Below are 25,022 nucleotides of genomic sequence, written 5' to 3'. Positions count from 1 at the left end.
CCGAGAGCGTAGCACCCAAGGAGCAGAGTGGACGTGCTGGCATAGCGGTAGAGACACGCCGACCTCAAGGGACGGGCCGCTAAGGGCCGGGACTTGGGAAAGCCCAGCTTCCGAGCACCTTTATAAAGGGCAGCCAGGCGTTTTGGGGCGATTTTAGGTAGTTATCACAGGGGTTACCGACGAGGAGCAGGTCATGGGGCTGGTGGTTTTAGCTGTCTTTATTTTGTGTGGCATCTATGTTCAAAATCGTGGCGTGGTGCACCATGGCAAGTTCCTGCGTAAGGTCACGGATCACGCCAATCTGATGGGGCCCATCAACTGTATCTTCTATTTGTTTTCCAGCGTTAAAAATACCCCCTTTCTCAAGGTCAATGATTTTCCCGAGCTAAAAGTCATTGATGAGAATTGGGAAATGATCCGCGACGAAGCGCTGAGCCTCAATGAAGCCGCGCAAATCAAGGCCTCTGAAGACTTGGACGACCTTGGCTTCAACTCCTTCTTTCGTACCGGCTGGAAACGCTTTTACCTTAAGTGGTACGGCGGCACTAACCTCAAATCCGCCCAGCAGCTTTGCCCCAAGACGGTGGCGTTACTGTCCGGTATTCCCTGCGTCAAGGCGGCGGTGTTTACCATGCTGCCGCCGGGTTCTCGCCTCGGTGAGCACCGCGACCCTTATGCCGGCTCCCTGCGTTATCACCTGGGGCTGGTGACGCCAAACTCCGAAGACTGCAACATCGTGGTGGACGGGCAAAAGTACCACTGGAAAGATGGCGAGTCGGTAATGTTCGACGAAACCTTCCTCCACCACGCCGAGAACAACACCGATAAAAACCGCATCATCCTGTTCCTGGATGTTAAAAGGCCGGTGCGGTTCTTTCTTATCGACTGGTTCAACAACGTTTTGTCCTACACGCTGATGGCCGCTTCGGCCACCAAGAACGTGAAGGGCGATAAAGTCGGCATCATCAACAAAGCGTTCCATTACCTGTTCAGGGTGCGCAACTGGGTTCGCCAGCTCAAGGGCATCAACAAGCCCCTGTACAACCTGGTCCAATACGGGTTCTATGCCGCTTTGATTTATCTGATTTTTTTCTAAGCGATATCCAAAGCAAAGACGCGGGCCAAGGCCCGCTTTTTTGTTGCCTGTGGCAATGATAGTGATGCCGAGATGTCATAACCGGGCGCCCTGCTAAGAGACAAGCCGGAGCGATGGCGTTGCCATTTGTCCTCGCTTTGGGTTGGCAACGGTTGTCGCGGAATAACATCGGCACAGCGTGCCCTCTTTAATGCCCGGAGCGGTACTTAAACCCCGCCAAGGGGTCTTAAATCCCTTGTGTATCTTTCCCCCAATGCCCGGTTTTAACCCTTGTACCTTCCGGCATCCTCGCAGGTGTAGGGCTGTATCTTCTGGCCAACTCCCCAAATAGCGGTTTACCCTTTCTTTTTAGAGGGTTAGATTACTTATCAGCAGAGTGACGACAGCCAGCGACTCGCCAGGAACGGCTTCCTGGCACCGGACAAAATTGATAACAAGGACGCTATCAGCATGTGGGAGCTGCAACTCAGGGGCGGTAGCGTGAATTCAATTTGTATCGATGTTCAACCTATTGTGCTGATAATTAACTATTTTTTGGTTTAGATCATGTGTGGTTGCTCCTTTAATGCCGGGATTATTCGGACCGTCCATGGTCTTCACCCACTGGGCCATCGTCGGTATGACGATGTTCAAGTTTGTTTCTGACAAACTTGTCAGCCTGGCAGAGGGACATCGTAGTTTGCCGGGTCGAATAACTGTTTGGATGTACAGTGTATCTGTTGGTCCAACTACTTCAGGCCATTTATGACGATAAAGAACGCTTGTTTTTCCCGGTTTGACCAGTTCTAGTCCATTGAAGTAGAAGAAGTTATTTCTCATCCGATGTGATGATAACGAGCGCTTGTCATGTATAAAAACGAGACCGCTCGGTTTTGTGGAGTCATTCTTTGCTTTCACACGAAAATCTAGAGGATGATCAGCAGGTTAAGCTTTCAATGCCGACTGGTCATATGAGTGAAAGCGAGCGCGCTCGCTAATAAAACTGTTAGGTATTAAAATTGAGAGTATCGATGGAAAATAATTATAAAGAGTTCAGTGTAGAGAAATTGAGTGATCAGTTTTCAGGAACGACACGAACAGTTAGAAGAAACTTACTGGTAGTTTCATCAATAGCTATAGCTCTTTCCGTAGATGGAATTAAATTTGGTTCACTGTTTGGAATAAATCTGAGCGACAATGTATCTTCTAGTTTAGCTATTGGCGCAATTTCGCTAATAGCACTCTATGAGTTAATATCATTCATTGTGTATGGAACAATTGATCATCGGTCTTGGGTTATAAAGGCAAACTCTATCATTCATAAATTTCATGCAGACACGCTTAATAAAATATCTGAACACACGAGGCAGACCAAAGACCAACTTGGGTACATACGTGGAAAAATGACTTCTGATGATGACTCCGTAGTTGATGCAATAAAAAGTCAGTCCGGTGTTATCGATGCCATAGTAATTAAAGCGGATGATGAAATTACAAAGTACGTAGACTCGGTTGATAAGCTAAAAACTCAAATGAGAGTTGTCAACTGGCTACAACTTGGTCGGATTTACGTTGTTGACTGGGGAGTGCCATTATTTTTAGGTATGCTCAGCGTCTATAATAATCATGTTTCTATGTTGTCATTTGTTAATGCGGTATTTGCTTAATACCTAACAATGCATTTAAGAGTGATTCGCAACGCTTGGCAGTTTCGCTTCGCTCAAGTATAGCCAAGCGCCGCTCACACCTTAATGCGGCGTTATGCACACAAGGTAGTCTGAATGCAAATTTATGAAGAAGGTGTTCGAGAGCTGTGTGAGGCTATCTTCGCTTTCGATAATCCTTTTGTGGTTGAAGCGTATTCGGAATTTGATAAAAAGCCTTTATCGTTTTCTCGAGCAGTTGACCTCGAAAAGTATGTGATAAATAAAATAAGAAATCCCAAAGGCTTAGCTCACCTATTTGTCGTTTACCCTGAAATGGTTGGTAAACCCTGCATTAGGAAAATCAATCTAAAATCGGAGAAAGTTTCTGGCCATAAGTTCCGATACACTTGGGAAGGATGGGGGCTAATTACAGTTAAAATTGCCTCACCAGATCTCGGTATTGAATCTAAAATCAATGCCAATTCAGAAGCTCGAGAAAAAAATGGGAAGGTATGCATTCAGAATATGAGCCTCCTTCAGCATGGGATTGGAAGGCGGTAACTAAACATAAAAGCAGGCTTAAAAGGGTGCTTAAGAAATATGCATAACAAGGTAAGCTGTCCCTGCCGGCAGCGTTATGTCTCTATAGAGTAACATTATGAATCGTAATGAAAAATTTGAAATTGGAAATGATTCAGATCTTTCCTTAGGTACTAAAATTATTAAGCTGTATAGTGGTTCTCAAATAACTAGATCGCTAATCTCTGAAATTCCATTGATAGGTACATATATCGATAATGTACTTACCGACAAAGCTCAGAGTTTCGCTCAAAGGCGAATAGAGTTATATATTTCTGAGCTATCAGATCAAGTCAAAGAATTGAAAATTCAATCGATAAGTCAAGATGATGAAGTTATATTTGACTTATTTCAATCAGTACTTGATAAAGTTACAAAAACTAAGTCAAGCGACAAGATTAAGCGTTTCGCTAGTTTATCTACTTCATGTCTAAATGGAGAGTGCTCATGGGACGAAACTGAAGCTGCAATAAATTTAGTTAATGAGTTGTCTGATATCCAAGTGAAAATATTGAAAATTGCTCATCAAAGCGATGAGTACATTTTGGTGGAGAAGTTGCCTTCAGTGTTGTCTTCACTCACTAAGTCATCCTCAATGCTATTTTGTGCTGACCTCGTATCAAAAGGGCTATTAAAAGATCAAGGCGTATCTCATTTAGATGCAGGAGCAATAGAAATGCTCTCATCGACAGAACTTAATGATTGGTTTCTAAAAAGGGTTCATAGTATGAGCCTATCCGAGACATAACAAATTTTTCAAGAGTGATTCGGCACGCGTGGCATTTTTACTATGCGTTAGTTTTAGTGGTTAAGGCGGTATGCGGAGACTCAGGTATTGCGTGCCTCACACCTTAACAAGTGACTGTGGCGTTCTGTCAATTAATTAAGCCTCTTTTTCGGTCCATTTCTCACCGTTTTTAACCATGGTATTGAGGATGACGATGAGCTTTCTCATACAGGCTATCAAGGCTAAATAAAAATAAAAAAATAAAAATAAAAAAAATAAAAAGGACATCCATCTTTTGAGTAACTAAAGTCCAGTTTTTGCATTGCATCGACAGTGCGGTATTAATCAGCCTTGAGGGTGTTTGCTTCGCGCTGATACCGCGTTTTGTCGTTAAAAACGCAAATTAGAGGCGAGCGAGATTTTCAGCGGGTGCTGAGGGCATGTGAGTGTGGCGCTGTAAGGGGATTAAGCGGCTTTTATCGGCGGGCCAACGACGTGTCGTCGATGATGGGCTTTGGCGTAAGCACTTTGGGCCTGTTTGTGGCCAATCACAGAGCCACGGGAAAGTTGATGTTGGCCAAGGGCGATAAGGAAGCTGTCGGCATCGAGGCCTAAGCGTTCCAGAATGGCGGGTGTCTCTTGGCTGATGAAACCGCGCTTGTCTTCTCGTTGCGCCCGGCCAGTCCAATCCACCAGCGCCAAGTAATCAGCCAGTGCATAAGGAATGCCTTTGGGGCTGTCTTTAAACTGGGTAACAAAGGGCAATAACGCTGGCTTGCTGTCGTCAGTATTAAGCCGTGCTGAGAGTGACACATCGGCTGAGGCTTCCGGGGTATCCACTATCTTGGCGCGAAGGGGGTTGAGGTCGACATAGGCCATACAGGCCAATAAGCCTGCTTCATCCAAAATGGCTTGGGACTTAAAGCGTGCCTCCCAAAACCGGCCTTTACACTTGTCTTCTTCATTGGCCTTGCGGGCAATATGCTCATTCAAGCAACGCATAAACCAGGACAGGTCACAGAGCCGCTGACGCAACTTATCGATATGTGACCGCGCCACAGTCCGCTCAGCTTCACAGGTCAACTTACCGGCCCGATAGCGGCTGATGAGGAGCGGCAAAGCAAACAGTAGCTCCCAGCGAGCCATCACTGCGTCATCGTCTAACGCCGCTGCGGCTTTGGCATCTACATGCACCACCAAGTGGTAATGATTGGACATCACCGCATAGGCACAAAGCTCGATGGTAAAGACAGATTGCAGTACCTTCAGCCGCTCCATCACCCAAGCCTTGCGGTGACTGAAGTCCTGGCCGGTGAGCGTGTCTTTGCCACAGAGAAAGGCACGGCGTACACAACGACCAATGCAGTGGTAGTAGGGCGTGTCGTTCACCGACACCAGTTCAGCACGAGGACGGGTCATGGCCACAGGCCTTTATTAAGCGAGGGTCTTTCAAGGCTAGTTTTTGCGAGGCAGTTTCGCCATGATTGGATGGGTGTCCTATTTTCTTTGCCCTATTTTCTTTGTTTTCATTGTTTAGGAAAAAAATGAAATTTGAGCCCGTTGATATTTCAGAAATACACCGCATTGTAGCTCCCACGGTTGAATCTTTTCTAAAAGATGATGGTTTTGAAAGTTATTCGAACTTAAAGTGGGTTAGGTGCCATAGTGCACCGATACGATTTATATTCGAGTTGCTTCCATGGAAAGGGGGTATGGTTGCTCCACGTGTTTCAATTTCCCTTGATTTTGTCCCCCATGTATCTGGTAGTTCAGTGAAGTGGCACCGGACTGACAAGTCCGCACAGTCAGACCTTATATATGATGTTTACGATCGAATGCTTGAGTTTCCTTGCCATCAAGGCCCTTTTGTTATTAGAGAAAAAGCTCCACAAGTTATACCTCCCGCAATAGAGAAAGCAAGAGAGTTTTGGGCTACGTGCTCAACAGAAGGGCAGCTTTTGTCGGCTTTCGATAAAATCCGGCATTACTACGATAAAGACTTACCCGAGGGGCGATCGAAATTCCGTATGTTCACTCCTCACGAGCTTGCATTGGCTTTTGTCTTAGCGAGGGAGGGGAAAGGAGAAGAGGCACTAAAACTATTCGAACAAAGTGAAGGTAGATATAAGCCCATCGTTAAAAGTAAGCTCAGAGGTCTACTCATGGAGGCAGTAATGCCTAATAAGCAGAGCTAGGTAAAAAGCAAAGGACGCCCATTTTATGACATTTCGCTCGGATGCCCAGTGCGATGTTGATCGCTGTCGATGCTACCTCGGAGTAGTCACTATTTACTGAATACCGTATATTGGTCAGCGAAAGAGAAATCGATGAATTCCTAACATCGGTCTATGCCAGTGTTCATGGGTAAAAATTAATAAGCGCAGGCCATCGGAATACTTTTCCACCGCGCTCTAAGTAGCCCGAAGTCGCGGGCGTCAGGTGTATAGCAATTATGGTTATTGACCTCATCTCAAAATCGATGCTTGGCCACTGGGATGTTTCTCCTTCTATATCGCAGTGTGAGTATCAATTTGGTAAAAGACTTATTTACGTGCAATATCCAAAAAATGAGTCACCAGTACCATACCTGGCGAGGGCTCAGGAGACCGTTGAGGCGGCATGGAGTGATATCGAAAACGCCGTTCTCTTTGCAGAGCAAGTGTCACGGCATTTTCTTCCTGAATTTTGGAAGATACACGATGAATGCACTAAGCCTGGTGCAAGATTTGATGTCTACTCAATTCACTATAATCTCAACACCCCGACCCCAATTTATGTAATTGGCAAGAGTCATGACTTCAATTTTGAGTACACGTATTATGATGAAGAAGACTTATGGAAAGAATCGCCAATAGCTAAAAATCTACCTAAGCCACCGGATGACTTCTGGATGTCCATAAAGCGCATCGAAGAAAACCTCTTTGAAGATGCTACATAATAACTAACTGTGATGTTCTGGAAATTAATTAATCCCTTTTTCACCCCATTTCTCGTTGCTATTCACCATAGTGCTGGAGGTGTCGATAAGCTTTCTCAAAATTGGCTTTGCACACAAATAAGCGAATATAACAAGACTGAATTTAATATTTATTATTAAGTAAGATGTCCTGTGGATTTTTATCTGGGGCACTTCAATGAAAAGCGGGTTGTTTTTATTTCTTGCCATTTTTGCTGAAGTCGTGGCAACGTCCAGCCTTAAAGCCAGTGCTGGCTTTACCAAGCTGTTGCCTAGTCTGCTTGTGGTAATTGGCTATGGTGCGGCATTCTACTTTCTTTCGCTGTCCCTAAAGACGATACCCGTTGGTCTTGCTTATGCCATATGAGCGGGGCTTGGGACAGTGCTGATGTCCATTGTCGGTTGGCTGCTCTTTGGCCAAAAACTGGATGTGGCGAGCTTTATTGGCATGGCCCTGATTATTGCCGGGGTTTTGGTTATTCACGTTTTTTCTAAGGTCGGTGCGCATTAGTAATGCCAGTTGCACTGGCGTGGTAGCAGTACGAGAAAACATGGGTATTATCAGCATATGATTTATCGCTAGCGTTCCTTGTAGTAGTTCGATTTGCCTTTCAGGTTATCCCGAGAGCTGACTAAGACTATAAGACGCTAGTACATCGTTTGACCTTATATCGGTCGATGTTATTTTTTATAAAGGAAAGAAAATGATGAAAAATATACCACTAGTCTTTGGGATGCTGTTCCTCTCTGCTTGCGCCTCTACGGCGATGAACCCCTTGCCTGATGGGAAACCACTTTCAATAAAACAAAATCAGAAAGTCTATGTTGAGATCATCACTTCAAATAACTCAGTAACCTCTATTAAGCAGGTTTCAACGATTGAACATCCAGATACCACCATGGTTTTTCATTTCATGAAAACGGATAGTGGTATGATGCTCTCTATTAAAAACCCAACGAAGTTCAACTTTAAGTACAATATCGATGTGGTGGATTATCAAAGGAAATTGTATCCGACCAGTAGTTGTCCTGTCCGTGCCGGTATGAGTGCCTTCGAAAGTTGGCCACAACAAATCCCAGAGATACAGGTTAAGAACTTTCAGGTATTGATGCACGGTTCTTCTATGGCCTGTGTATATTAATTTAATACCTATTTCCGTACTGCTAGAATAGTGACTTGGTAGCTATCAATAGCGTTTTTAGTACGGGGGCCAAATTTGATGTCTCGAATCACAAGTCGATAGCAGAAAAATTAATTGACTCTGCCAGCAAAGATGCAAGAAATAAAGCTGAAAAAATGGCAAAAAGTCTCGTTACTGAAATTAAATCGGTTTTTGCAATCTCCGAATCAGCAGACTTCAATCCATATTTCAACGCCTTTGGAATTAAAGAGAGAAATGTATCGGCTGATTTGTATAGAAATAACGCTCAGCACATGATGATGTTTGTCCCTAAAAGGATAAATATCAAGCAGAGCGTGAATGTTGTTTTCCTTATTAAATAGGATTGTTCCATTTCAACGCGGATTTTCGGCTATCTAGCTGTGATGATGATCGCCCATCGCTGTCTTCAAAATAACGCCACTCTCCCCGTTGCCCGCTTAGGGGGGCGGGCAAATCTGGCGAGAGTGGCTGTGGTTTAGTCTGAAAGCTGGTTTGAAAATTGCGAGACGGCGGCCACCACTTTTTGGGCGCCTTCTTGAATTTCTTCGATAACCAGTCCCGCCTGTTTTACCAGCACCATTACCTTCTCTGCTTGCTCCCTGCCGCCTTCGATGATCCCTACCGCGTTGGCGGTGAGGGTCTGGTTTTGCCCTACCACGCCGACGATTTCATCTGTTGCAGAGGTGGTGCGAGAGGCCAGCGAGCGCACCTCGTCGGCGACAACGGCAAAACCACGGCCTTGTTCGCCGGCGCGGGCTGCTTCAATAGCGGCATTAAGGGCCAGCAGGTTGGTTTGGTCGGCGATGCTGCTGATGCTTTGAATAATGGCGCTGATCTGCTGGGACTGGTTATCCAGATCGGCAATGCCCTTTGAGGCTTTGCTCATTTGCTCTGACAACCGCTGCATGACCGATTCGGTTTCCTTCATAACCTTGCGGCCATTACGGGCACTGGCATCGGTGGCCTGGGAAGTATCAAAAGCCACATTGGCTGCTTCGGAGATAGCTTCTTCTCGGCTTACCTGATCGGTCACTATTGAGGCAAATTTGACGACCTTGTAAAACTTGCCGTTCATATCGGAAATCGGGTTGTACGAGGCTTCCAGCCAGACATTATTGCCATTGCAATCGATGCGCTGAAACCGGCCTGACGAAAATTGGCCGCGGCGCAATTCGCTCCAAAATTGCTCGTAGGCAGGGGAGTTGACCTCCTGGCTGGTACAAAACATGCGGTGATGCTTGCCTGTGATGTCCTGCAGGCGATACCCCATAGCCCGAAGGAAAATCTCGTTGGCGGTAATCACCTGGCCCGTCATATCAAACTCTATTACCGCCGTTGAGCGTTGCAGGGCTTTTATCAGGTTCTCGTAATGCAGCGAGCTTTCAATGGTGCGTGTTAAGTTATTGGCGTACACGGTAAAGTGGCTAATGCCTTGGCCCCGGTATTGAACGGGGTGGAGAATAGCGCGAAGCCAGAATTGGGCGCCTTTACTGTTACCCAGCTGCAGCGCGCCAACCCAATGCTCTTGGCTAGCGATGGCTTCGCACATCCGTTTGTAATGGTCGGTGCCGCGATGCTCTTTGGGCACCAGCTCCTTGAGTGGACGGCCCATTATTTCCGCGCCGCTTAATTGCAATTCGCGCTCGAACTCCTCATTAACGGTAAGCACCTTGCCCTGGCTGTCGAGTTGGAGAGACAGCATCTCGTTGTACAGGCCCTCACGCTCCTGCTTCAAGCTATACAGCTCGTCACGTAACGCCTGATTTTCCTTTTTGAGTTTGGAGCCAAACATTGATTGCGCCTCAGCTAAGCCGTGGTGTCCAGAGGGTATAGTCTAGGTGTTTCTTTCACTTCTATCTGAATAAAAATGACTGCGCTAGCAATACGTTGCTTTAAAACGGCGACGCCTGATACCAAAACCATCGCAGTTTTAGGGATACGCCCTAAGCCCATATAGCTAACTGCCCAGACTGCATTTGCAAAGGAGCCTACCGCATTATCCCGTTGTACCGCATTGCCAAGCCCACGAGGCGTTCACGAAACAAGCTCAAGTGGGATTTTTACAGTTGAGGCCGGTGGTGGGCATAAGGCAACCAGGGCGGTAACGGGAGTGTCGCATGCTAGGGGGCTTAATCTTTCAGGCCGGGATAATCACTGCTAATTAAACAGCAAGGGCTGCACTATCCGTAGTGGCGAGGCGAGAAGCGTAAAAGTAGAAGGGGGCGCCGCCCCCTATTGGAGGATATTTGAATTTATCGATACAGGCCTACTGGCTTTATGCCTCGTTATGAATTTCGACACCAAAGCGCAGCCCACCGTCCAGCACCTGCCAGGCATTGATGTTCTGGCTAGGGGCAAAGTTGGGGCGCACTACCGCGGCCAACGTGGCAAAGTGCGGATCGCCAGCGGCTACCGGCTGGGAGGTTTTGGGCGGGCTTGGGGCAGTATGGGCCGGCACGCCCGGTGGGAACTTAGGCAGCCTGACAAACCGGTAATCGAGGGTGATATGGGAAGGGGCGTAGCTGTGCATGTCATTGGGGGCGGGCGCGGCGGCGTAGCGGGGGGCGGATACCTGCACCGCATAACGCACCCCATACCAATGGTTGATGTCTTGGTCGCTTCGGTCGATTTGGTTGCAGGCCAATAGCATGCGCTTGATATGGCCTTCAAAAACCCGGTGGGCGTTGTTGGCTGCCACGGTCAGGGGCGTGAGGTTATTGTCTCTTACCCCATTACCGCCCAAGTCGGCGTTGAGTAGGTGCCCGGCTATCCATTTCTTATTGCTGTGGGCATTTAAAAGGCCCATCAGCGGTTGCAGGCTGGTGCTATTGGTTTTGGAACCCACCATTTGCCCGTCACCCAGGTCGGGCCCCAACAGGGCGACCATTGCTGTGCCTCCTGTACAAATCTGCTGGTTGGCAGGATTTGACATAGGGCAGGGGCCGTAATTTGGGCTAGCGCCGTGTTGCAGTTGTACCACTTTATGGATGATGGACTGCTTACGAGTACGGCCATTGGCATTGGCCGGTGGGATCTTACGTATCGCCATGCTTGCACTCCGTTGCGGCAAAGTTGGATTGGGCTAAAGGTAGCCTCTCAAAACGCAAAATTGACGCTAATACAATGGCCCTTGCCGGGAAAAGGCAGGCGAAAAATTAGCGAAGGTGGCGATGCTTTAAGAGGGAGGGTGCCTGAGTAACCAACTGCTAGGGTTAGTTGGAGCAAAATGTTCAAAAGGAGCGCGCCATGAAGCCCTACCGCAAATTTAAATGCAGCCTTTGCGAGCATATCTATGACGAAGAGCGGGGCGACGTTGACACCGGCATTGCCCCCGGCACGCGCTGGGAGGATGTCCCCGATGACTGGTTCTGCCCCGACTGCGGGGCCCCCAAAGCGGCCTTTGACGAGATATGAAAAGGGAGCCTAGCGGCTCCCCTTCTTAATACTGCACTTCCAGCATCAGCCCAAAGGTTCGGGGCGCCCCAGCTTGTAAGCGGCTCACTGTGGCGTAGTTGGCCATGTACTCACGGTTAAGAAGGTTTTGGCCGTAAAGAGATAAGGTCCAGTTTGACGCCTCATACCCCAGTTTAGCGCTCAGCAGCCCATAGCTTGGGTAACGGTCCTGGTTGTAGATGTTGATATAGCTTTGGCTGCGGTAACTGTATTGCAGGTTGCCAAACCAGTTGGCCCAGCGGCTCTCAGCCCCAACCGAGGCGGTAAAGCGCGGTGCGTTGGCAAAGCTGTTGCCGGACAAGTCCACCAGCTGGCTACCGGAGGTGTCGAGGGTGGTGAAGTCTTTAAACTCGGTTTTGTTATAGGCGGCGCTGATAAAGGGCTTAAACCAGTCGGCCAATTGCCAATCGATGCTGAGTTCAAGGCCTTGAACTGTGGACCTGCCGGCGTTGCGCACGTCGTAATCGAGGGAGTTGGTGCTGTCGCCCCTCACTTGCACCTGTTGGTCACGCCAGTCGATGTAATAGAGGTTGGCGTTAACAAAGAGCCGCTCGTCCAGCCAGGCCGAGCGCAGTGCCAGCTCATAGTTATTGGTGTATTCGGGGTCGTAGCGGTAGTTGTAGATGGGGTTGCCACCGAGGTTAGTGCCGCTGCCTCCGGCCCGGTAGGCGCGTTGGTAGGTCAGGGTGAGGCTCATCTCGGGGGTGATGAGGTAACCCAGGCTGAACTTGGGTAGCCATTCGGTGTTGGTGATATCCCCTTGGGCCAGTTGGTCTTCCGGGATAAGGCCACTTAGCGCCGGCGGTACGGCAGGCACGGTGTAGGCGGTAACGAACTCGTCGTTCTGGCGCCGTTCCTGGTCGATGCGAAGGCCAGCGGTGATTTGCCAGTGGCTGGCAAAACGATAATCCCACTCGCTAAACAGCGCCTTGTTGGAGGCGTCATAGTGGTTGTACTGCTGGGAGTAGACGATGGGGTCGTACCCTATCATCTGCTCGATGTTGGGAATGTAGACGCTGGTGGCCAGCGCCACGTTCAGATCCTGGTCCCGGTTCATGTTGTAGTAGTAAAGCCCCACCACCCCGCGAAGGTTATCGCCGTTGTCATAGTTGCCCCGCAGTTCAAGCTGGCGCGCATTTTGGCGGTAGCTGCTGTGGGTGTGGCCAAGATCGGCGGCGCTGTAGTCGCTGTCTTCGTCGCGGCGAAGGTCCTGGTCGCTGTAGTTGGCTTCGCCAAAGAGCTGCCAGTAGGGGCTGAGGTCATATTTGACCGTCAGATCGGCAATGTTGACGCGGTTGGTCCAGCGGTGCGGCGCATTGGAGTAATCAACGCGGCTGTGGTCTTGCTGCCAGGCGGCGCTGTTGATGGCATTAACGCCGTCGGTGTTGTCGGTGCTGCTGAGGCGCAAGGTGATATCCAGGTCGCTCTTTGGCAGGTAACGCAGTGCTACCCGGCCGGTGCGGTGCACGCTTTTAGCGGCATCGTCGATGCCCCTGGTGGGGTTGTCGATAAAGCCGTCTGAGCGCTGCTCGTCATAGCTGCCCCTAAGGGCCAGGGTGTCATCCAGTATCGGGGTGTTGGCCATCACCGAATAGAGCTGCTGGCCATAGTTGCCAATGCCCAGGCGAGCGGCGGCTTCGGTATCAAAACGCGGGGCGGCGCTTTGCAGCACGATGGCGCCGGCCAGAGCGTTCTGGCCCTGGCTGGTGGATTGCGGGCCGCGATACACCGCCACTTGGTCCATGTCCCACAGGCTAAAAGGCCCGTACCAGTTACCGGCGCCGCTGATCACCGCGCCATCAACCCGGGTGCTGATGGTTTCGGCAGTACCAGCGCCAGTGCCAGCGCCCGCCTGGCTGATGCCGCGAATGTGATAACCAAAGGCATCGCGCTGCACCCCGGGCACCCGATTGAGCAGATCCCCCAGTTCAAAGGAGGGTAGGGCGTTGATTTCCTGGTTGTTAAACACCGCCACGCTGTCGGTGGTTTCCTGCTCGGTGCGGGCGATCTTCTGGCCGATAACGGTCAGGCGCTCCACACCGCTGTTGCTTGGGGCGTCGTCGGCAAAGACGGGGGCGGCCAACAGCAGTGCCAGGGCGCTGCAAAGAGGGGTTAAACGAAAAGCATCCATGGTGGGGTAAGGGTTATCAATGAGTTAGTTAATTTATAATATTGATAACCATTATCACTTGCAATAACCGGGGTGGATGTGGATGTTAAAAACGCGCCACGAAGGCGCGTTGTTTAAGGGCTTAAAACTGCGGCGGGTAAGGCTCTGGCGCGCCGGTGTCGGGGTTGATGCCGTCCAGCGAATGCAACAGTGGCTCGCCGGTCAGCAGCGCTAGGGTCGCTTCGCCATAGGCGTTAAACCAAAAGCGCCCCAGGGCTTTGAGTTTGTCGATATTCCCGGCGCTGATGTCGTCCATCTCATCGCTCGGCGGATGCAGCAGGCCCGGTTGGCGGCGCAGCTCGGCATTTACCCGGATGTAATTCCCGGTGTTGGCAAGGGTAATGGCCTGGTAGGCCACCACCCGCTCGTCGCTCAGCACATCGAGGATATGGCCTTTGGTCATCCACTGGATGGCGCCCCATTTTTTAGACTCAGGGCCGTTTATCTTGCGGGTGCGCTGGCCGGTACCGATAGACAGCACCTTGATATCGGCAAGGGGCGTGCCCCACTTGCGGCGCACTTCGGCAATGGCGCACAGGGTAGGGTTGTTGGCGGTAACACCGCCGTCTACCAGCCATTGCTCTTTGCCGCCAATCATCGCATTGCGGGTAGGAAAGTAGGTGGGGGCGGCGCTGGAGGCATCTGCCGCGTCACTGGAAAACAGCTCACGGTGCTCACTTTTGGTGGATTTGAGCACCACCGGCATGCGGTTTTCTACGCCATAGGCCACCACCAGCACGTCTTTGTTGGGGGGCACATCGGCCAGGCGGGCGTGACGAAAGTGAGTTTCCAGGGTTTGGGTTTTGCCGCTTGCCTCATACTTGGGGGCGTTGATGCCGTCTACTTCAAACCAACCCCGGTTCTCCTTGAAGATGGCTTTGGCGCTGTCATGGTCGTAGAGGCTATTGATCTCGGCCATGGTCATGTCGGTGGTGGCCAGCGCCAGGGCGATGATGCTGCCGGTGCTGGTACCGGCATAAAAATCCACGCAGTCGCGCAGTTTTTTACCGTGGCGCTCAAAAAGCGCGTCTTCAACCTGGGCCAGAAACTGGCTGATGGCGGCGCCGCGAATGCCGCCGCCGTCGAGGGATAAAATCACTTTAGGCATGGAATGTTCCTTTTCCTTGGGGTGGGCGCTGTCGTTGGCAGCGGCAAAAGCTTAGTCGAGGCCGGGCGTTTTGCGCCGGGGAAATGGCCAAACCTTTGTTTTTTAGGAAAATGAAACAACGTGAAAAATTTGCATAAAAAAACGCGCCACCGGGGCGCGTCTTTTAGAGGCATTTAGCCGGTTTGGGCAAACCCGCTATCTTGGTGGCCTGCTTGGCTGGCCCCTCTGGAAACAACTTAAAAAGATAAGGTGAATTCCCTTTTTGCTCGCCGTATTTTTCCTTGACCGATTTCACCAGCAGCCGCACCGCCGGCGAGGTTTTGTACTCGGCATAGAAGTCGCGCACGAAACGGACAATTTCCCAGTGGGCGTCGGTAAGGGTGATGCCTTCTTCGGCGGCCAGCGCCGGGGCCATGGCCTCGGTCCAGTCGTTGGTGTTAAGCAGATAGCCTTGCTTGTCTCTTTTGATGCCGTCGAGCATTTACCAGGTTACCGTGTTATCAAAATCCAGGGTCAAAGACACCACCTTGGGCCACTCCACCGCCATGACCGAAGCCGGGCAGCGTGATGCCAGGGCGCGGGCCTTGGCGTCGGAGCCTACCCAATAACAGGGCAGGGAGGGTAAGGCTTCCAGTGCTTGATAGCAACCGTCACCCTGGAACAATACCGCATCACTGCTGGCCATCAGCCCATGGGCCTTGGCGAAAGCCTGGCGGCTGGAAATGATATGTAGGGTACTCATACATCAAAACCTGTAGATGCAATCCTGCGTTGCGAGCAGTTCGCGGATCCCTTGGTCGTCCAGTTCGCTAACCTCGATGCTCAAATCATCCTGGGTCAGTTGCCTGGCCGCCAAGTCCTTTTGGCTTACATACACCGCGTCGATGTCGTAAAGCGCCAGGGCCTTGAAGGTGGAAAGATAGTCTTTTGAGCCGGCTTGTAAAGGGTCTTGGCCTTTGACCAGTTGCCAAAGGGCGTCGCCGGTGAAGATAAGGCTAAGTGGCGCCTCGTAGGCTGAGGCAGCCAGCACCGTGTCCAGGGCTTCGCGGCCCAAACTTGCGGCAAAGGGCGGGGCGGTAAATATCACCGCGATGGTTTTATCTACCATTGCACTGTCCTGTCCGATTGCGCCGAAGCGGTGATCAGCTCGCCAAGGCCGGCCTGGCGAAAGGGGGCGGCCATGGAGGGGGCCAGTTCGTGCTCGGCGGCCTGCTCGGTATCGAGAATGCCGCGCCGCTCGGCGGCGGCCACACACACCGCCAGTTCCAGGCCATTTTGCGTGGCAAATTCGCGCCAGGCATCGCCAAGGTGCGGCTCGTCACCCACTTGGGGCACCAGGCCATTGGCGATACGCACCGCCTCGCCATAAAAAAACACCGAGGCCAACTGGTGGCCGCTGGCCAAGGCCGCCCGGGCAAAGGCAAGGCCAGCCTGGGGGCTTTCTGTTATCAACAAAGTAAAGGTTGCCATGCAATAAAAAAGGCCCCAACCGGGGCCTTTGCTTCTCGGTTGCCAATGTTATTCGTCGTTCATGATACCCAGAATGTTCAGCAGACTCACAAAGATGTTGTAGAGGCTGACGAACAGGGTCACGGTGGCCATGATGTAGTTGCGCTCACCGCCATGAATGATTTGGCTGGTCTGGAACAGGATGATGCCGCTGGAGAAGAACACAAACAGGCCAGAGAGCACCAGGTGGAAGACGGTCGCGTGCACGAAGAACCCGGCTACCACCATCAGCAGCAGTACCCAGAACCCGGCCTGCAGCATCCCCGCCATAAAGGACATGTCTTTACCGGACACCAGCACATAGGCTGACAAGGCAAAGAAGATGGTGGCCGTGCCCCCGAGGGCCAGGAACACGATATCGCCCATGCCAGCGCCCAGGTACAGGTTGAGGATGGGCCCCAGGGTGTAGCCCATAAAACCGGTCAGGGCGAACACCGAGAGGATACCCCAGCCTGAATTGCTGGTTTTCGCGGTCAAAAACAGCAGGCCGTAAAAGCCCACTATGGTGATGAGGGCTCCCGGATAGGGCAGCCCCATGCTCATGGATACAAAGGCCATGGCGGCGCTGAACGCCAGCGTCATGCCCAGCAGCCAGTAGGTGTTGCGCAGTACCTTGTTGGTGCTGAGCGCCCGGCCGGCTGTTTGTGTATGAACCTGATATTGCTGCATCAGAAAGCTCCTTAGAAGAAACACTTACCCTTTTGAACCCTGCCATCTTAACAAAGTTCAATGGCGCGGTTTATACGGTTTTGGTTGCGATTTAGGCAAACAATTCAAAGGCCTCTTTACAGCACCCAGGCATCTGGCTATAGTGCTCGCCGTCAGCAACGAAGCCGCTTTGTTGCTGATATTGGAAGGTTGGCAGAGCGGTTGAATGCACCGGTCTTGAAAACCGGCATGGGTTAACGCCCATCTAGGGTTCAAATCCCTAACCTTCCGCCAAATTGATGAAAAACAACGTTTTTCGAGGGCCCAGCTAACGCTGGGCCCTTTTTTATTGCCTGAATTTTACTGGCTGGTTTCCGAGCTGAGCACCTTGACCGGCACCGATTTGTACGACGGGGTGCCACTGTCTTCGTCCATGTAATCAAGGGGCACCAAGCGGTTGGCCTCAGGATAATAGGCGGCGACCGAGCCGGGGGCGATGTTGAACTCGATGGCAGTGAGCTTTTCATAGCGCAGCTTGCGCCCTGGGGTCAGGGTTTCGATGTCCACCTTGTCGCCATGGGCAAGGCCCCGGGCCTCCATATCTGCCGGGTTCATAAACAGTACGTCGCGGCGCCCAAACACCCCGCGGTAGCGGTCATCCATGGCGTAGATGGTGGTGTTGTACTGGTCATGGCTGCGAATGGTGATAAGCCGCAGCATGTCGTCGCTCTGCACTTGTTTGTCTTCATGAAGCCCGGGGAATACAAAAAACTCGGCCTTGCCTGATGGGGTTGTCCACTGACGTTCGGCCGGGGGCAAGGGCAGGCGAAACCCGCCGGGCTTGGCGATGCGGGCATTGAAATCTTCAAAGCCGGGGATGGTTTTGGCGATCAGCTCGCGAATTTGCCCGTAATCGGCAATGAGGTTTTTCCAGGCAACCTTGCTGGCGGGCATCGTGGCATTGGCCATGCCTGCCACGATGGCGGGCTCGGAGCGAAGCTCCCCGGAGGCGGGTTTGAGCTTACCCATGGAGGCATGCACCATGGACATGGAGTCTTCCACTGTTATCGCCTGAGGGCCCATGGCCTGAATGTCCTGCTCGGTGCGGCCAAGGCAGGGGAACAGGAAGGTTTCTTTACCCACCAGAAGATGGCTGCGGTTGAGCTTGGTGCCAATGTGTACGCTAAGGTCGAGCTTGCCCATGGCGGGAAAGCACTGGCCGGGGTCGGGCAGTGCCACCGCAAAATTACCCCCCAGGCAGATAAGCGCCTTGGCATCGCCTGCCACCATGGCTTGCATGGCCCGCACTGCATCGTGGCCGTGCTTGGTGGGCGGGGTAAAACCCAGCACGTCTTGGAGTTTGCCCAAAAAATCGGCCGAGGGTTTCTCGGTGATGCCAACGGTGCGGTTGCCCTGCACGTTGGAGTGGCCCCGCAGCGGGCAGATCCCGGCCCCTTCCTTGCCCATATTGCCCTTTAGCAACAACAGATCGCAGATAAGGCGCACATTGGCGGTGCCTTCGTTGTGCTGGGTAATGCCCATGCCGTAGGTGACGATGGTGGCGTTTGATTTGGCATAGGCGGCGGCTACCGCTTCCAAATCCCCCTGGCTGATGCCGCTTTCGCGAACGATGTCCTGCCAATGGGTTGCTGCCAAATCGGTGGCAAGGGCCTCAAAGCCGTTGGTGTGCTCGGCGATAAAGGCTTTATCAAGCACATCACCACAGGCTTCTTGCATCTCCAGCAAAGACTTCATGATGCCTTTGAGGGCCGCCGCGTCACCGCCGGCTTTGACCTGAAAGTACGATGAGGCAATGGGGGTTGAGCGGTAGGTGGCCATTTCCAGCATGTTTTGCGGGTCGGCAAAACGCTCCAGGGCCCGCTCACGAAGGGGGTTGAAGACTACAATGGGCACCCCGCGCCGCGAGGCTTCGTGCAGCACCCCCATCATCCTCGGGTGGTTGGTGCCGGGGTTGTGGCCCATGGCGATGATCATCTCGCAGTGGTCAAAGTCGTCCAGGGATACTGTGCCTTTACCGATGCCGATAGAGCGGGGTAGGCCGACACTGGTGGGCTCGTGGCACATGTTGGAGCAGTCGGGGAAGTTGTTGGTGCCAAACTCCCGGGCAAATAGCTGAAACAAATAGGCCGCTTCGTTGCTGGCGCGCCCCGAGGTGTAAAACTCCACCGCTTCGGGATCTAACGATCGCAAGATCTCGCCGATGCGGGCAAAGGCGTCGTCCCAGGAGACCGGCTGGTAGGTATCGCTGGCTCTGTCGTAACGCATGGGGTGGGTGAGACGGCCTAAGTCTTCCAGCTCGTAGTCGCTGCGCTGCAACAAGGTGCTGACGGGGTGACCGGCAAAGAACTCCGGGGTGACCCGCTTGTTGGTGGCTTCCCAGGTCACCGCTTTGGCGCCGTTTTCGCAAAACTGGAAAGTGGATTTGTGTTCTTTGTCTGGCCAGGCACAACCCGGGCAGTCAAAGCCGTCGGGCTGGTTGGTACGAAGCAGGGTCACCGGTGCCTTGAAGGTATCCATCTGCTCTCGCACCGCAGTGGCGGTGGCTTTGAGCGCCCCCCAGCCGCCGGCGGGGCCATTGTAATTGCGAACTCCAGGTACCTTGCGTTTGTTGGCCATGATGGTTCCTTACAGAATGCTGCAAGTCCCTGGCCTTTGGCCGAGGGCTCAGATGCGAAGGTGAAGGCAAGGCGCAGCCCCGTGGATGGTGCGCCAATACTCCTTGGCTTCCTGCCCGTTTGGTGTCTCCTTTAAAGGTCAAGCTAGGCAGGGGGGCAGGGGCTGTCAAGGTAGCGAAAAACGGCCATGGTGCTGGTTGCTTTTTCGCCATTGCTGGGCGCTAAGCCAAGGCTGGCGTGGCGGGGCGGCATCTTGGTCGGCGGTAAATCCAAGCCATTGTCATAAAAGGCCTTAAAGACTGTCCACCAAGATGCAACTAGCTAAGTACCCCGTTAATGGGCTTAAGGGCGGGGGGTAAATCGGTGATGCCAAGGGTACTTAGCAGGTCTCGTTCTATGGTGCGTACCATGGCGTCGGTAGGCAGATCGTTCTCATCGCGGCCAAAAGGGTCTTCCAACTCGTTACCTATGGCGTCAAGGCCAAAGAAGGTGTAGCTGACGATGGCAGTAAAGAGCGGCGCCATCCAGCCCAGGGGCTGGGCCATAGCAAAGGGCAGCAAGACGCAAAAGATATAGCTGGTGCGGTGCAGCAGCAGGGTATAGGGAAAGGGCAGCGGTGTGCCTTTGATGCGCTCACAGGCGCCCTGGGCATCGGCAAGGCCCACCAGGCGCTGCTCGAGGTGGTAATGCTGCCAGGGGCTCAAGGGTTGGGCCGCGCATAGCGCCCCCACTTGGCGCAAGATGGCGTCGCTAACGTTATGGGGGGCTACCCCCTGCGGCTCTTTGAGCCAGGGCCTGGCGGCGGCCAGTTCGTCTTCGCCGCGCAGCTTGGCATTCAAGGCATGGGCAAAACCGCACAGGGCGCGCAGCATGGCTTCTTGTACATGCTTGTCAGAAATACTGGCGCTTTGGCGGGCAAAAGAACGCATCTCGATGACGATTTTTCCCCACAGCTGGCGCCCCTCCCACCACCTGGCGTAGCAGGCGTTGTTGCGAAAGCTCATAAAGATGGACAGTGACAACCCCAGCAGGGTGAAGGGGGTGGCGCTGACCTTGGCAAACAGTGCCGGGTGCTCGGATTCCACCAGCACGATGATGGCGGCCAGAGCCGTGACCATGGCGCAGCGCAGGGCAATGCGCTTGGCGATGGAGCCTCTCAAGGTGGTGAGAATGGCAAGCCAGTTGGGGTGGGGGCGGACTATCATAGGGCTTTCCTGATAAGCGCGGCGTTTAGGGATCATGCTAGATAGCGGCGCTGGCACAGAGCAAGGTGCGAAACTGGCATCATTGTGTCTTGAGCTTATAACCGCCCCGGCGCACAATCTGGCCCCGTTGCACTGTCCGAGGAGAAAGTCCATGAGCAAAGAGCTGACCAAAGAGCAGGTAAAGCGCTACAGCAGGCACTTGATGCTGCCGGCCATGGACTTTGACAGGCAGGAAAAACTCCTTGAAAGCCGGGTGCTGGTGGTGGGTATGGGCGGCCTTGGCTGCGCTGTGGCGCCCTACCTGGTGGCAAGCGGCGTGGGCGCATTGACCCTGGTAGACGACGACACCATCGATATCAGCAACCTGCAGCGCCAAATCCTGTATCGCGAAGCTGATGTGGGTAAAAGCAAGGCCGAACAGGCCGCTGCCAGCCTCAAAGCCCTGAACAGCGATGTGGCCATTAAGGTGATGAAAGCGCGCCTCGACGCCGACGCCCTTGAAACCCTTATCCCTCAATTTTCCCTGGTGGTGGATTGCTGCGATAACCTCGCGACCCGTAACGCCATCAACCAGGCCTGTTTTGCCGCCAAGGTGCCGCTGGTGTCGGGCTCTGCCATTCGCCTTGAAGGCCAGGTCAGCAGCTTTGCCATGGCCGGGGATAACCCTTGCTACCAATGCCTGAGCCGGCTTTTTGGCGAGCAGCAGCTGAGCTGCATGGAAGCGGGGGTGTTAAGCCCGGTGGTAGGTGTGGTGGGCACCTTGCAAGCCCTGGAAGCCATCAAGATATTGGCCGGAGTGGGCAAACCCCTTTATGGGCGGTTGCAGCTTTTTGATGCGGCCACCAGCGAGTGGCGCCAGTTCAAACTGGCCAAAGATCCCCAGTGCCCGGTGTGCGCAGGGAACTAAAAAACGGCGCCTAGGCGCCGTTTTTTTATGCGCTTCGTGGCCGAAACGGCTTGATGATGTCTTCGTTGCATTCCAAGAACGGCCCTTCCATCAAGTCGATGCAATAGGGCACTGCCGGGAACACCGCATCCAGGCACTGGCGGATGGCCTTGGGCTTGCCGGGCAGGTTGATGATAAGGCAGCTGCCGCGAAGCCCGGCGGTCTGGCGCGAAAGAATGGCGGTGGGCACGTATTTGAGGGATTCGTTGCGCATCAGCTCGCCAAAGCCTGGCATCATCCTGTCGCACACCGCTTCGGTGGCTTCGGGGGTCACGTCGCGCTTGGCCGGACCGGTGCCGCCGGTGGTGACGATAAGGCAACAGCCTTTTTCGTCAGCCAGGGTCTTGAGGGTTTGCTCAATAAACGGCTGCTCGTCGGGAATAACCAAATACTCGGGTTGCCAGTCGCTGGTCAAATAATCGTTAAGGGTCTCGATGATGGCCTTGCCGGAGATGTCTTCATACACGCCGGCGCTGGCGCGATCGCTGACGGTGACAATGCCGATGCGGGCTTTGCTGGTCATTAAACTGTCCTGTTCTAACGGCTTGCTGCCATTGATAATGGGCCAAAGGGTAAAGAAAAGGCGCCAGACGGGCAACCGCCGCGCTTTCATTGAGCCAGCCTATGGTCGCTTAGCTTATTTCAATTAGACGTCCCTTATGGGGCCCTATAGATTTTACGGTCCGAATATTTATCGGTGCCATCCTGGGCTTCTGTGGGAAGCTGGGTGAGGGCTGCGCGAGAGTGGGATACTAAGGTCTAGGTTTACACCGGGTTACCGCGCTTTCAATATATGAGATCGTCCAAGTATTTGATTCTCAGATCAATGCTCTCACTATTGGTTTGATGCGCCGTGGAGGCTTCAATGAGTGATAAAGGCAATATCAGAGATTACAACGGGCCTGCCGCAGGTTGGGGCGCCCTTAAGAGCGTAACCAAAAGCTGGCTCGGGAGCGAAAAGCCCCTGAAAAACCTGCGCGCCATGCTCAAAACCAACCAGAACAACGGTTTTGACTGCCCCGGTTGCGCCTGGGGTGAATCCCCGGAAAACGGCATGGTTAAATTCTGTGAAAACGGCGCCAAAGCCGTTAACTGGGAATCGACCGGCCGTTACGTTACCCCGGAATTTTTTGCCCAGCACAGCCTCTCGCAGCTGGCTCGCCAGAGCGACTACTGGCTCGAATACCAGGGCCGCCTGACCCACCCGATGCGTTATAACGCCGAAAGCGACCATTACGAAGCCATCAGCTGGGACGACGCCTTTGCCCTGGTGGCCCGTCATCTCAACGGCCTTTCTTCTCCTGACCAGGCCGAGTTCTATACCTCCGGCCGGGCCAGCAACGAAGCCGCCTTCCTTTATCAGCTCTTTGTGCGTGCCTTTGGTACTAACAACTTCCCCGATTGCTCCAACATGTGCCACGAGGCCAGCGGTGTGGGCATGAAAGGCGCAGTGGGCGTGGGTAAAGGCACCGTGGTGTTTAACGATCTGGAAAAGGCCGACGCCATTTTCGTGATTGGCCAAAACCCCGGCACCAACCACCCCCGTATGCTTGAGCCGCTTCGAAAAGCGGTTGAGCGCGGCGCCCGGGTGGTGTGTTTCAACCCGCTCAAAGAGCGTGGCCTGGAGCGCTTCCAAAACCCCCAGAACCCGCTGGAGATGCTCAGCAACGGCTCTGAGCCTACCAATACCTCGTATTTCCGCCCGGCGCTCGGTGGCGACATGGCTGCCATTCGCGGCATGGCCAAGTTCCTGCTGCAATGGGAACGCGAAGCCCAGGAAAAAGGCGAACCGGCGATATTCGACCATGAGTTCATCCAGGCCCATACCACCGGTATGGATGCCTACCTGGCAGAAGTTGACGCCACCTCTTGGGACAAAATCGTTGAGCAATCCGGGCTTAGCAAAACCGAGATTGAGCAGGCGGCGACCCTTTATCGCCAGGCCGAGCGTGTGATCATGTGCTGGGCCATGGGTATCACCCAGCATCGCCACTCCGTACCGACAGTGCAGGAAATTGCCAACCTGCAATTGCTGCGCGGCAACGTCGGCAAGCCTGGCGCCGGTTTGTCACCGGTCCGTGGCCACAGCAACGTGCAGGGTGACCGCACCATGGGTATCGATGAAAAGGCCCCGGCCTGGCTTATCGATGCCGTTGAAAAACGCTTTAACTTCAAGGCCCCGCGCCTGCCCGGCCACAACACCGTGCAAGCCATCCAGGCCATGGAAGAGGGCCGTGCCAAGGTGTTTATCGGTCTGGGCGGTAACTTTGCCCAGGCAACCCCTGACACCCCCCGTACCCACGCGGCCATGCGCAACTGTGACCTCACCGTGCACATTGCCACCAAGCTCAACCGCTCGCACCTGGTAACCGGCAAAGACGCGCTTATCCTGCCGTGCCTGGGCCGTACCGAGATTGACATGCAGGCCGAAGGCCAGCAGGGCATCACCGTAGAAGACACCTTCTCCATGGTGCATATCTCCTTTGGCCAGCTGCGCCCAAGCTCCGAGCTGCTGCGCTCCGAGCCTGCCATTATCGCCGGTATTGCCAAGGCCACCCTCGGCAACCACCCGGTGGACTGGGACCACCTCATCGCCGATTACAGCCGCATCCGCGACCTGATCGCCGATGTGATCCCCGGCTTTACCAATTTCAACGAAAAGCTCAAAAACCCCGGCGGTTTCCACCTGGGTAACAGCGCGGCCGAGCGTAACTGGAATACCGACAGCGGTAAGGCCCAGTTCAACGCCAATGCCCTGCCTGAAGAGCTGATCAACGCCGGTGTGCTGGCCCGTGGCGACAAGCCCGACCTTATCCTGCAAACCATGCGCTCGCACGATCAGTACAACACCACCCTCTACGGCCTGGACGACCGCTACCGCGGCGTGTTCGGCATGCGCGAAGTGGTGTTTATCAACGAAGCGGAGATCCGCCGCCTAGGCTTTGCCCCTGGCGACAAGGTCGACATGGTGTCGTTGTGGGACGACGGCCGTGAGCGCCGCGTCAGTGGCTTTACCCTGGTGGCATACGACATCCCGGAAGGTCAGGCGGCGGCTTACTACCCCGAGACCAACCCGCTGGTGCCCCTGGAGAGCTACGGCGACCGTACCTTCACGCCCACCTCCAAGTTCATTGCCATCAAGTTGGAAAAGGCCAAGGCCGATAACCTTATCGCCAGCGCCGCCGTCAGCTAAGGCAAACG

At 53.3% G+C, this 25,022-nt stretch carries 23 protein-coding genes, 1 tRNA gene and 3 pseudogenes; 13 read left to right on the top strand and 14 right to left on the bottom strand.

Features of this window, described 5'->3' with window-relative positions:
• The first annotated feature begins 193 nt into the window (after positions 1–193).
• The 4 genes from AC22G1_RS10710 to AC22G1_RS10695 all read left to right on the top strand — a co-directional run bounded on the left by AC22G1_RS10710 (position 194) and on the right by AC22G1_RS10695 (position 4,048).
• Positions 194–1,096: an aspartyl/asparaginyl beta-hydroxylase domain-containing protein gene (locus AC22G1_RS10710; RefSeq protein ID WP_487313378.1), complete on the top strand. Its 903-nt coding sequence runs from the start codon at positions 194–196 to the stop codon at positions 1,094–1,096.
• A 1,010-nt stretch (positions 1,097–2,106) separates the two neighbouring features.
• Positions 2,107–2,742: a hypothetical protein gene (locus AC22G1_RS10705; RefSeq protein ID WP_487313377.1), complete on the top strand. Its 636-nt coding sequence runs from the start codon at positions 2,107–2,109 to the stop codon at positions 2,740–2,742.
• A gap of 114 nt (positions 2,743–2,856) precedes the next feature.
• The gene (locus AC22G1_RS10700; RefSeq protein WP_487313376.1) at positions 2,857–3,282 is read left to right on the top strand and encodes a hypothetical protein; all 426 of its coding nucleotides are present in this window, start codon (positions 2,857–2,859) and stop codon (positions 3,280–3,282) included.
• 97 nt (positions 3,283–3,379) lie between these two features.
• A complete protein-coding gene (locus tag AC22G1_RS10695) occupies positions 3,380–4,048 on the top strand; it encodes a hypothetical protein (protein WP_487313375.1) in 669 nt (222 codons plus the stop codon).
• Between the two features lie 444 nt (positions 4,049–4,492).
• Here the strand turns inward: AC22G1_RS10695 and AC22G1_RS10690 are convergent, their stop codons facing one another.
• Positions 4,493–5,446 carry a transposase gene (locus AC22G1_RS10690; protein ID WP_487313374.1) on the bottom strand — a complete coding sequence of 318 codons (954 nt, stop codon included), beginning with the start codon at positions 5,444–5,446 and terminating at the stop codon, positions 4,493–4,495.
• 125 nt (positions 5,447–5,571) lie between these two features.
• Here AC22G1_RS10690 and AC22G1_RS10685 point away from each other — a divergent pair, with 125 nt between their 5' ends.
• The 5 genes and pseudogenes from AC22G1_RS10685 (at position 5,572) to AC22G1_RS10665 (ending at position 8,487) form a co-directional block, all read left to right on the top strand.
• Positions 5,572–6,222 carry a hypothetical protein gene (locus AC22G1_RS10685; RefSeq protein WP_487313373.1) on the top strand — a complete coding sequence of 217 codons (651 nt, stop codon included), beginning with the start codon at positions 5,572–5,574 and terminating at the stop codon, positions 6,220–6,222.
• 257 nt (positions 6,223–6,479) lie between these two features.
• Positions 6,480–6,965: a hypothetical protein gene (locus AC22G1_RS10680; protein ID WP_487313372.1), complete on the top strand. Its 486-nt coding sequence runs from the start codon at positions 6,480–6,482 to the stop codon at positions 6,963–6,965.
• A gap of 196 nt (positions 6,966–7,161) precedes the next feature.
• Positions 7,162–7,494, top strand: a pseudogene (locus AC22G1_RS10675) (DMT family transporter).
• Positions 7,495–7,687: 193 nt separating this feature from the next.
• On the top strand, positions 7,688–8,125 hold the full coding sequence (locus AC22G1_RS10670) for a hypothetical protein (protein WP_487313371.1): 438 nt from the start codon (positions 7,688–7,690) through the stop codon (positions 8,123–8,125).
• A gap of 35 nt (positions 8,126–8,160) precedes the next feature.
• Positions 8,161–8,487, top strand: coding sequence for an SIMPL domain-containing protein (locus AC22G1_RS10665; protein ID WP_487313370.1), 327 nt, complete (start codon positions 8,161–8,163; stop codon positions 8,485–8,487).
• A gap of 134 nt (positions 8,488–8,621) precedes the next feature.
• On the opposite strand, the pseudogene AC22G1_RS10660 reads toward AC22G1_RS10665, so the two are convergent.
• The 3 genes and pseudogenes from AC22G1_RS10660 to AC22G1_RS10650 form a co-directional block, all read right to left on the bottom strand.
• A pseudogene (locus AC22G1_RS10660) lies at positions 8,622–9,062 on the bottom strand (methyl-accepting chemotaxis protein); the annotation flags it as partial.
• A gap of 147 nt (positions 9,063–9,209) precedes the next feature.
• A pseudogene (locus AC22G1_RS10655) lies at positions 9,210–9,848 on the bottom strand (PAS domain-containing protein); the annotation flags it as partial.
• 573 nt (positions 9,849–10,421) lie between these two features.
• On the bottom strand, positions 10,422–11,033 hold the full coding sequence (locus AC22G1_RS10650; protein WP_487313369.1) for a hypothetical protein: 612 nt from the start codon (positions 11,031–11,033) through the stop codon (positions 10,422–10,424).
• Between the two features lie 359 nt (positions 11,034–11,392).
• Here AC22G1_RS10650 and AC22G1_RS10645 point away from each other — a divergent pair, with 359 nt between their 5' ends.
• A complete protein-coding gene (locus AC22G1_RS10645; RefSeq protein WP_487313368.1) occupies positions 11,393–11,560 on the top strand; it encodes a rubredoxin in 168 nt (55 codons plus the stop codon).
• Positions 11,561–11,585: 25 nt separating this feature from the next.
• On the opposite strand, the gene AC22G1_RS10640 is transcribed toward AC22G1_RS10645, so the two are convergent.
• The 7 genes from AC22G1_RS10640 to AC22G1_RS10610 all read right to left on the bottom strand — a co-directional run bounded on the left by AC22G1_RS10640 (position 11,586) and on the right by AC22G1_RS10610 (position 17,055).
• The gene (locus tag AC22G1_RS10640) at positions 11,586–13,730 is read right to left on the bottom strand and encodes a TonB-dependent receptor (protein WP_487313367.1); all 2,145 of its coding nucleotides are present in this window, start codon (positions 13,728–13,730) and stop codon (positions 11,586–11,588) included.
• Between the two features lie 121 nt (positions 13,731–13,851).
• Positions 13,852–14,877 (bottom strand): patatin-like phospholipase family protein, encoded by a 1,026-nt coding sequence (locus AC22G1_RS10635; RefSeq protein WP_487313366.1) that lies wholly within the window; start codon positions 14,875–14,877, stop codon positions 13,852–13,854.
• Between the two features lie 163 nt (positions 14,878–15,040).
• Positions 15,041–15,358 carry a TusE/DsrC/DsvC family sulfur relay protein gene (locus AC22G1_RS10630; RefSeq protein WP_050660107.1) on the bottom strand — a complete coding sequence of 106 codons (318 nt, stop codon included), beginning with the start codon at positions 15,356–15,358 and terminating at the stop codon, positions 15,041–15,043.
• Positions 15,359–15,619 (bottom strand): DsrH/TusB family sulfur metabolism protein, encoded by a 261-nt coding sequence (locus AC22G1_RS10625; RefSeq protein WP_487313365.1) that lies wholly within the window; start codon positions 15,617–15,619, stop codon positions 15,359–15,361.
• Between the two features lie 3 nt (positions 15,620–15,622).
• The gene (gene tusC / locus AC22G1_RS10620) at positions 15,623–15,985 is read right to left on the bottom strand and encodes a sulfurtransferase complex subunit TusC (protein ID WP_487313364.1); all 363 of its coding nucleotides are present in this window, start codon (positions 15,983–15,985) and stop codon (positions 15,623–15,625) included.
• Entirely contained in the window at positions 15,979–16,347 is a 369-nt protein-coding gene (gene tusD / locus AC22G1_RS10615) for a sulfurtransferase complex subunit TusD (RefSeq protein ID WP_487313363.1), read from the bottom strand. The genes tusC and tusD overlap by 7 nt, the downstream gene beginning before the upstream one ends.
• Before the next feature lie 48 nt (positions 16,348–16,395).
• Positions 16,396–17,055, bottom strand: coding sequence for a Bax inhibitor-1/YccA family protein (locus AC22G1_RS10610; RefSeq protein WP_487313362.1), 660 nt, complete (start codon positions 17,053–17,055; stop codon positions 16,396–16,398).
• A gap of 183 nt (positions 17,056–17,238) precedes the next feature.
• Between AC22G1_RS10610 and AC22G1_RS10605 the strand changes: the two genes are divergently transcribed.
• Positions 17,239–17,328: transfer RNA gene (locus AC22G1_RS10605), tRNA-Ser, on the top strand.
• A 66-nt stretch (positions 17,329–17,394) separates the two neighbouring features.
• Here AC22G1_RS10605 and AC22G1_RS10600 read toward each other — a convergent pair.
• Both AC22G1_RS10600 and AC22G1_RS10595 read right to left on the bottom strand, forming a co-directional pair.
• Complete coding sequence (locus tag AC22G1_RS10600) at positions 17,395–19,671, bottom strand: FdhF/YdeP family oxidoreductase (protein WP_487313361.1); 2,277 nt, start codon at positions 19,669–19,671, stop codon at positions 17,395–17,397.
• A 316-nt stretch (positions 19,672–19,987) separates the two neighbouring features.
• The gene (locus AC22G1_RS10595; protein ID WP_487313360.1) at positions 19,988–20,875 is read right to left on the bottom strand and encodes a bestrophin family protein; all 888 of its coding nucleotides are present in this window, start codon (positions 20,873–20,875) and stop codon (positions 19,988–19,990) included.
• A 151-nt stretch (positions 20,876–21,026) separates the two neighbouring features.
• Here AC22G1_RS10595 and AC22G1_RS10590 point away from each other — a divergent pair, with 151 nt between their 5' ends.
• Positions 21,027–21,782 carry a molybdopterin-synthase adenylyltransferase MoeB gene (locus tag AC22G1_RS10590; protein WP_487313359.1) on the top strand — a complete coding sequence of 252 codons (756 nt, stop codon included), beginning with the start codon at positions 21,027–21,029 and terminating at the stop codon, positions 21,780–21,782.
• 25 nt (positions 21,783–21,807) lie between these two features.
• Here the strand turns inward: AC22G1_RS10590 and mog are convergent, their stop codons facing one another.
• Positions 21,808–22,344 carry a molybdopterin adenylyltransferase gene (mog, locus tag AC22G1_RS10585; RefSeq protein WP_487313358.1) on the bottom strand — a complete coding sequence of 179 codons (537 nt, stop codon included), beginning with the start codon at positions 22,342–22,344 and terminating at the stop codon, positions 21,808–21,810.
• Positions 22,345–22,686: 342 nt separating this feature from the next.
• Here mog and AC22G1_RS10580 point away from each other — a divergent pair, with 342 nt between their 5' ends.
• On the top strand, positions 22,687–25,014 hold the full coding sequence (locus tag AC22G1_RS10580) for an FdhF/YdeP family oxidoreductase (protein WP_487313357.1): 2,328 nt from the start codon (positions 22,687–22,689) through the stop codon (positions 25,012–25,014).
• The last annotated feature ends 8 nt before the right edge of the window (positions 25,015–25,022 follow it).

It is taken from the genome of Gallaecimonas zhanjiangensis (assembly GCF_057624825.1).
Note: the sequence above shows the minus strand (reverse complement) of the source record. Positions and strands in the feature narration are given on the sequence as shown.

What these genes read in the sequence shown, in the direction of transcription:
- AC22G1_RS10710 (WP_487313378.1), top strand. Translation starts at nt 194, where the DNA reads ATGGGGCTGGTGGTTTTAGCTGTCTTTATTTTGTGTGGCATCTATGTT.
- AC22G1_RS10705 (WP_487313377.1), top strand. Translation starts at nt 2,107, where the DNA reads ATGGAAAATAATTATAAAGAGTTCAGTGTAGAGAAATTGAGTGATCAG.
- AC22G1_RS10700 (WP_487313376.1), top strand. Translation starts at nt 2,857, where the DNA reads ATGCAAATTTATGAAGAAGGTGTTCGAGAGCTGTGTGAGGCTATCTTC.
- AC22G1_RS10695 (WP_487313375.1), top strand. Translation starts at nt 3,380, where the DNA reads ATGAATCGTAATGAAAAATTTGAAATTGGAAATGATTCAGATCTTTCC.
- AC22G1_RS10690 (WP_487313374.1), bottom strand. Translation starts at nt 5,446, where the DNA reads ATGACCCGTCCTCGTGCTGAACTGGTGTCGGTGAACGACACGCCCTAC.
- AC22G1_RS10685 (WP_487313373.1), top strand. Translation starts at nt 5,572, where the DNA reads ATGAAATTTGAGCCCGTTGATATTTCAGAAATACACCGCATTGTAGCT.
- AC22G1_RS10680 (WP_487313372.1), top strand. Translation starts at nt 6,480, where the DNA reads ATGGTTATTGACCTCATCTCAAAATCGATGCTTGGCCACTGGGATGTT.
- AC22G1_RS10670 (WP_487313371.1), top strand. Translation starts at nt 7,688, where the DNA reads ATGATGAAAAATATACCACTAGTCTTTGGGATGCTGTTCCTCTCTGCT.
- AC22G1_RS10650 (WP_487313369.1), bottom strand. Translation starts at nt 11,033, where the DNA reads ATGGTCGCCCTGTTGGGGCCCGACCTGGGTGACGGGCAAATGGTGGGT.
- AC22G1_RS10645 (WP_487313368.1), top strand. Translation starts at nt 11,393, where the DNA reads ATGAAGCCCTACCGCAAATTTAAATGCAGCCTTTGCGAGCATATCTAT.
- AC22G1_RS10640 (WP_487313367.1), bottom strand. Translation starts at nt 13,730, where the DNA reads ATGGATGCTTTTCGTTTAACCCCTCTTTGCAGCGCCCTGGCACTGCTG.
- AC22G1_RS10635 (WP_487313366.1), bottom strand. Translation starts at nt 14,877, where the DNA reads ATGCCTAAAGTGATTTTATCCCTCGACGGCGGCGGCATTCGCGGCGCC.
- AC22G1_RS10630 (WP_050660107.1), bottom strand. Translation starts at nt 15,358, where the DNA reads ATGCTCGACGGCATCAAAAGAGACAAGCAAGGCTATCTGCTTAACACC.
- AC22G1_RS10625 (WP_487313365.1), bottom strand. Translation starts at nt 15,619, where the DNA reads ATGAGTACCCTACATATCATTTCCAGCCGCCAGGCTTTCGCCAAGGCC.
- tusC (WP_487313364.1), bottom strand. Translation starts at nt 15,985, where the DNA reads ATGGTAGATAAAACCATCGCGGTGATATTTACCGCCCCGCCCTTTGCC.
- tusD (WP_487313363.1), bottom strand. Translation starts at nt 16,347, where the DNA reads ATGGCAACCTTTACTTTGTTGATAACAGAAAGCCCCCAGGCTGGCCTT.
- AC22G1_RS10610 (WP_487313362.1), bottom strand. Translation starts at nt 17,055, where the DNA reads ATGCAGCAATATCAGGTTCATACACAAACAGCCGGCCGGGCGCTCAGC.
- AC22G1_RS10600 (WP_487313361.1), bottom strand. Translation starts at nt 19,671, where the DNA reads ATGGCCAACAAACGCAAGGTACCTGGAGTTCGCAATTACAATGGCCCC.
- AC22G1_RS10595 (WP_487313360.1), bottom strand. Translation starts at nt 20,875, where the DNA reads ATGATAGTCCGCCCCCACCCCAACTGGCTTGCCATTCTCACCACCTTG.
- AC22G1_RS10590 (WP_487313359.1), top strand. Translation starts at nt 21,027, where the DNA reads ATGAGCAAAGAGCTGACCAAAGAGCAGGTAAAGCGCTACAGCAGGCAC.
- mog (WP_487313358.1), bottom strand. Translation starts at nt 22,344, where the DNA reads ATGACCAGCAAAGCCCGCATCGGCATTGTCACCGTCAGCGATCGCGCC.
- AC22G1_RS10580 (WP_487313357.1), top strand. Translation starts at nt 22,687, where the DNA reads ATGAGTGATAAAGGCAATATCAGAGATTACAACGGGCCTGCCGCAGGT.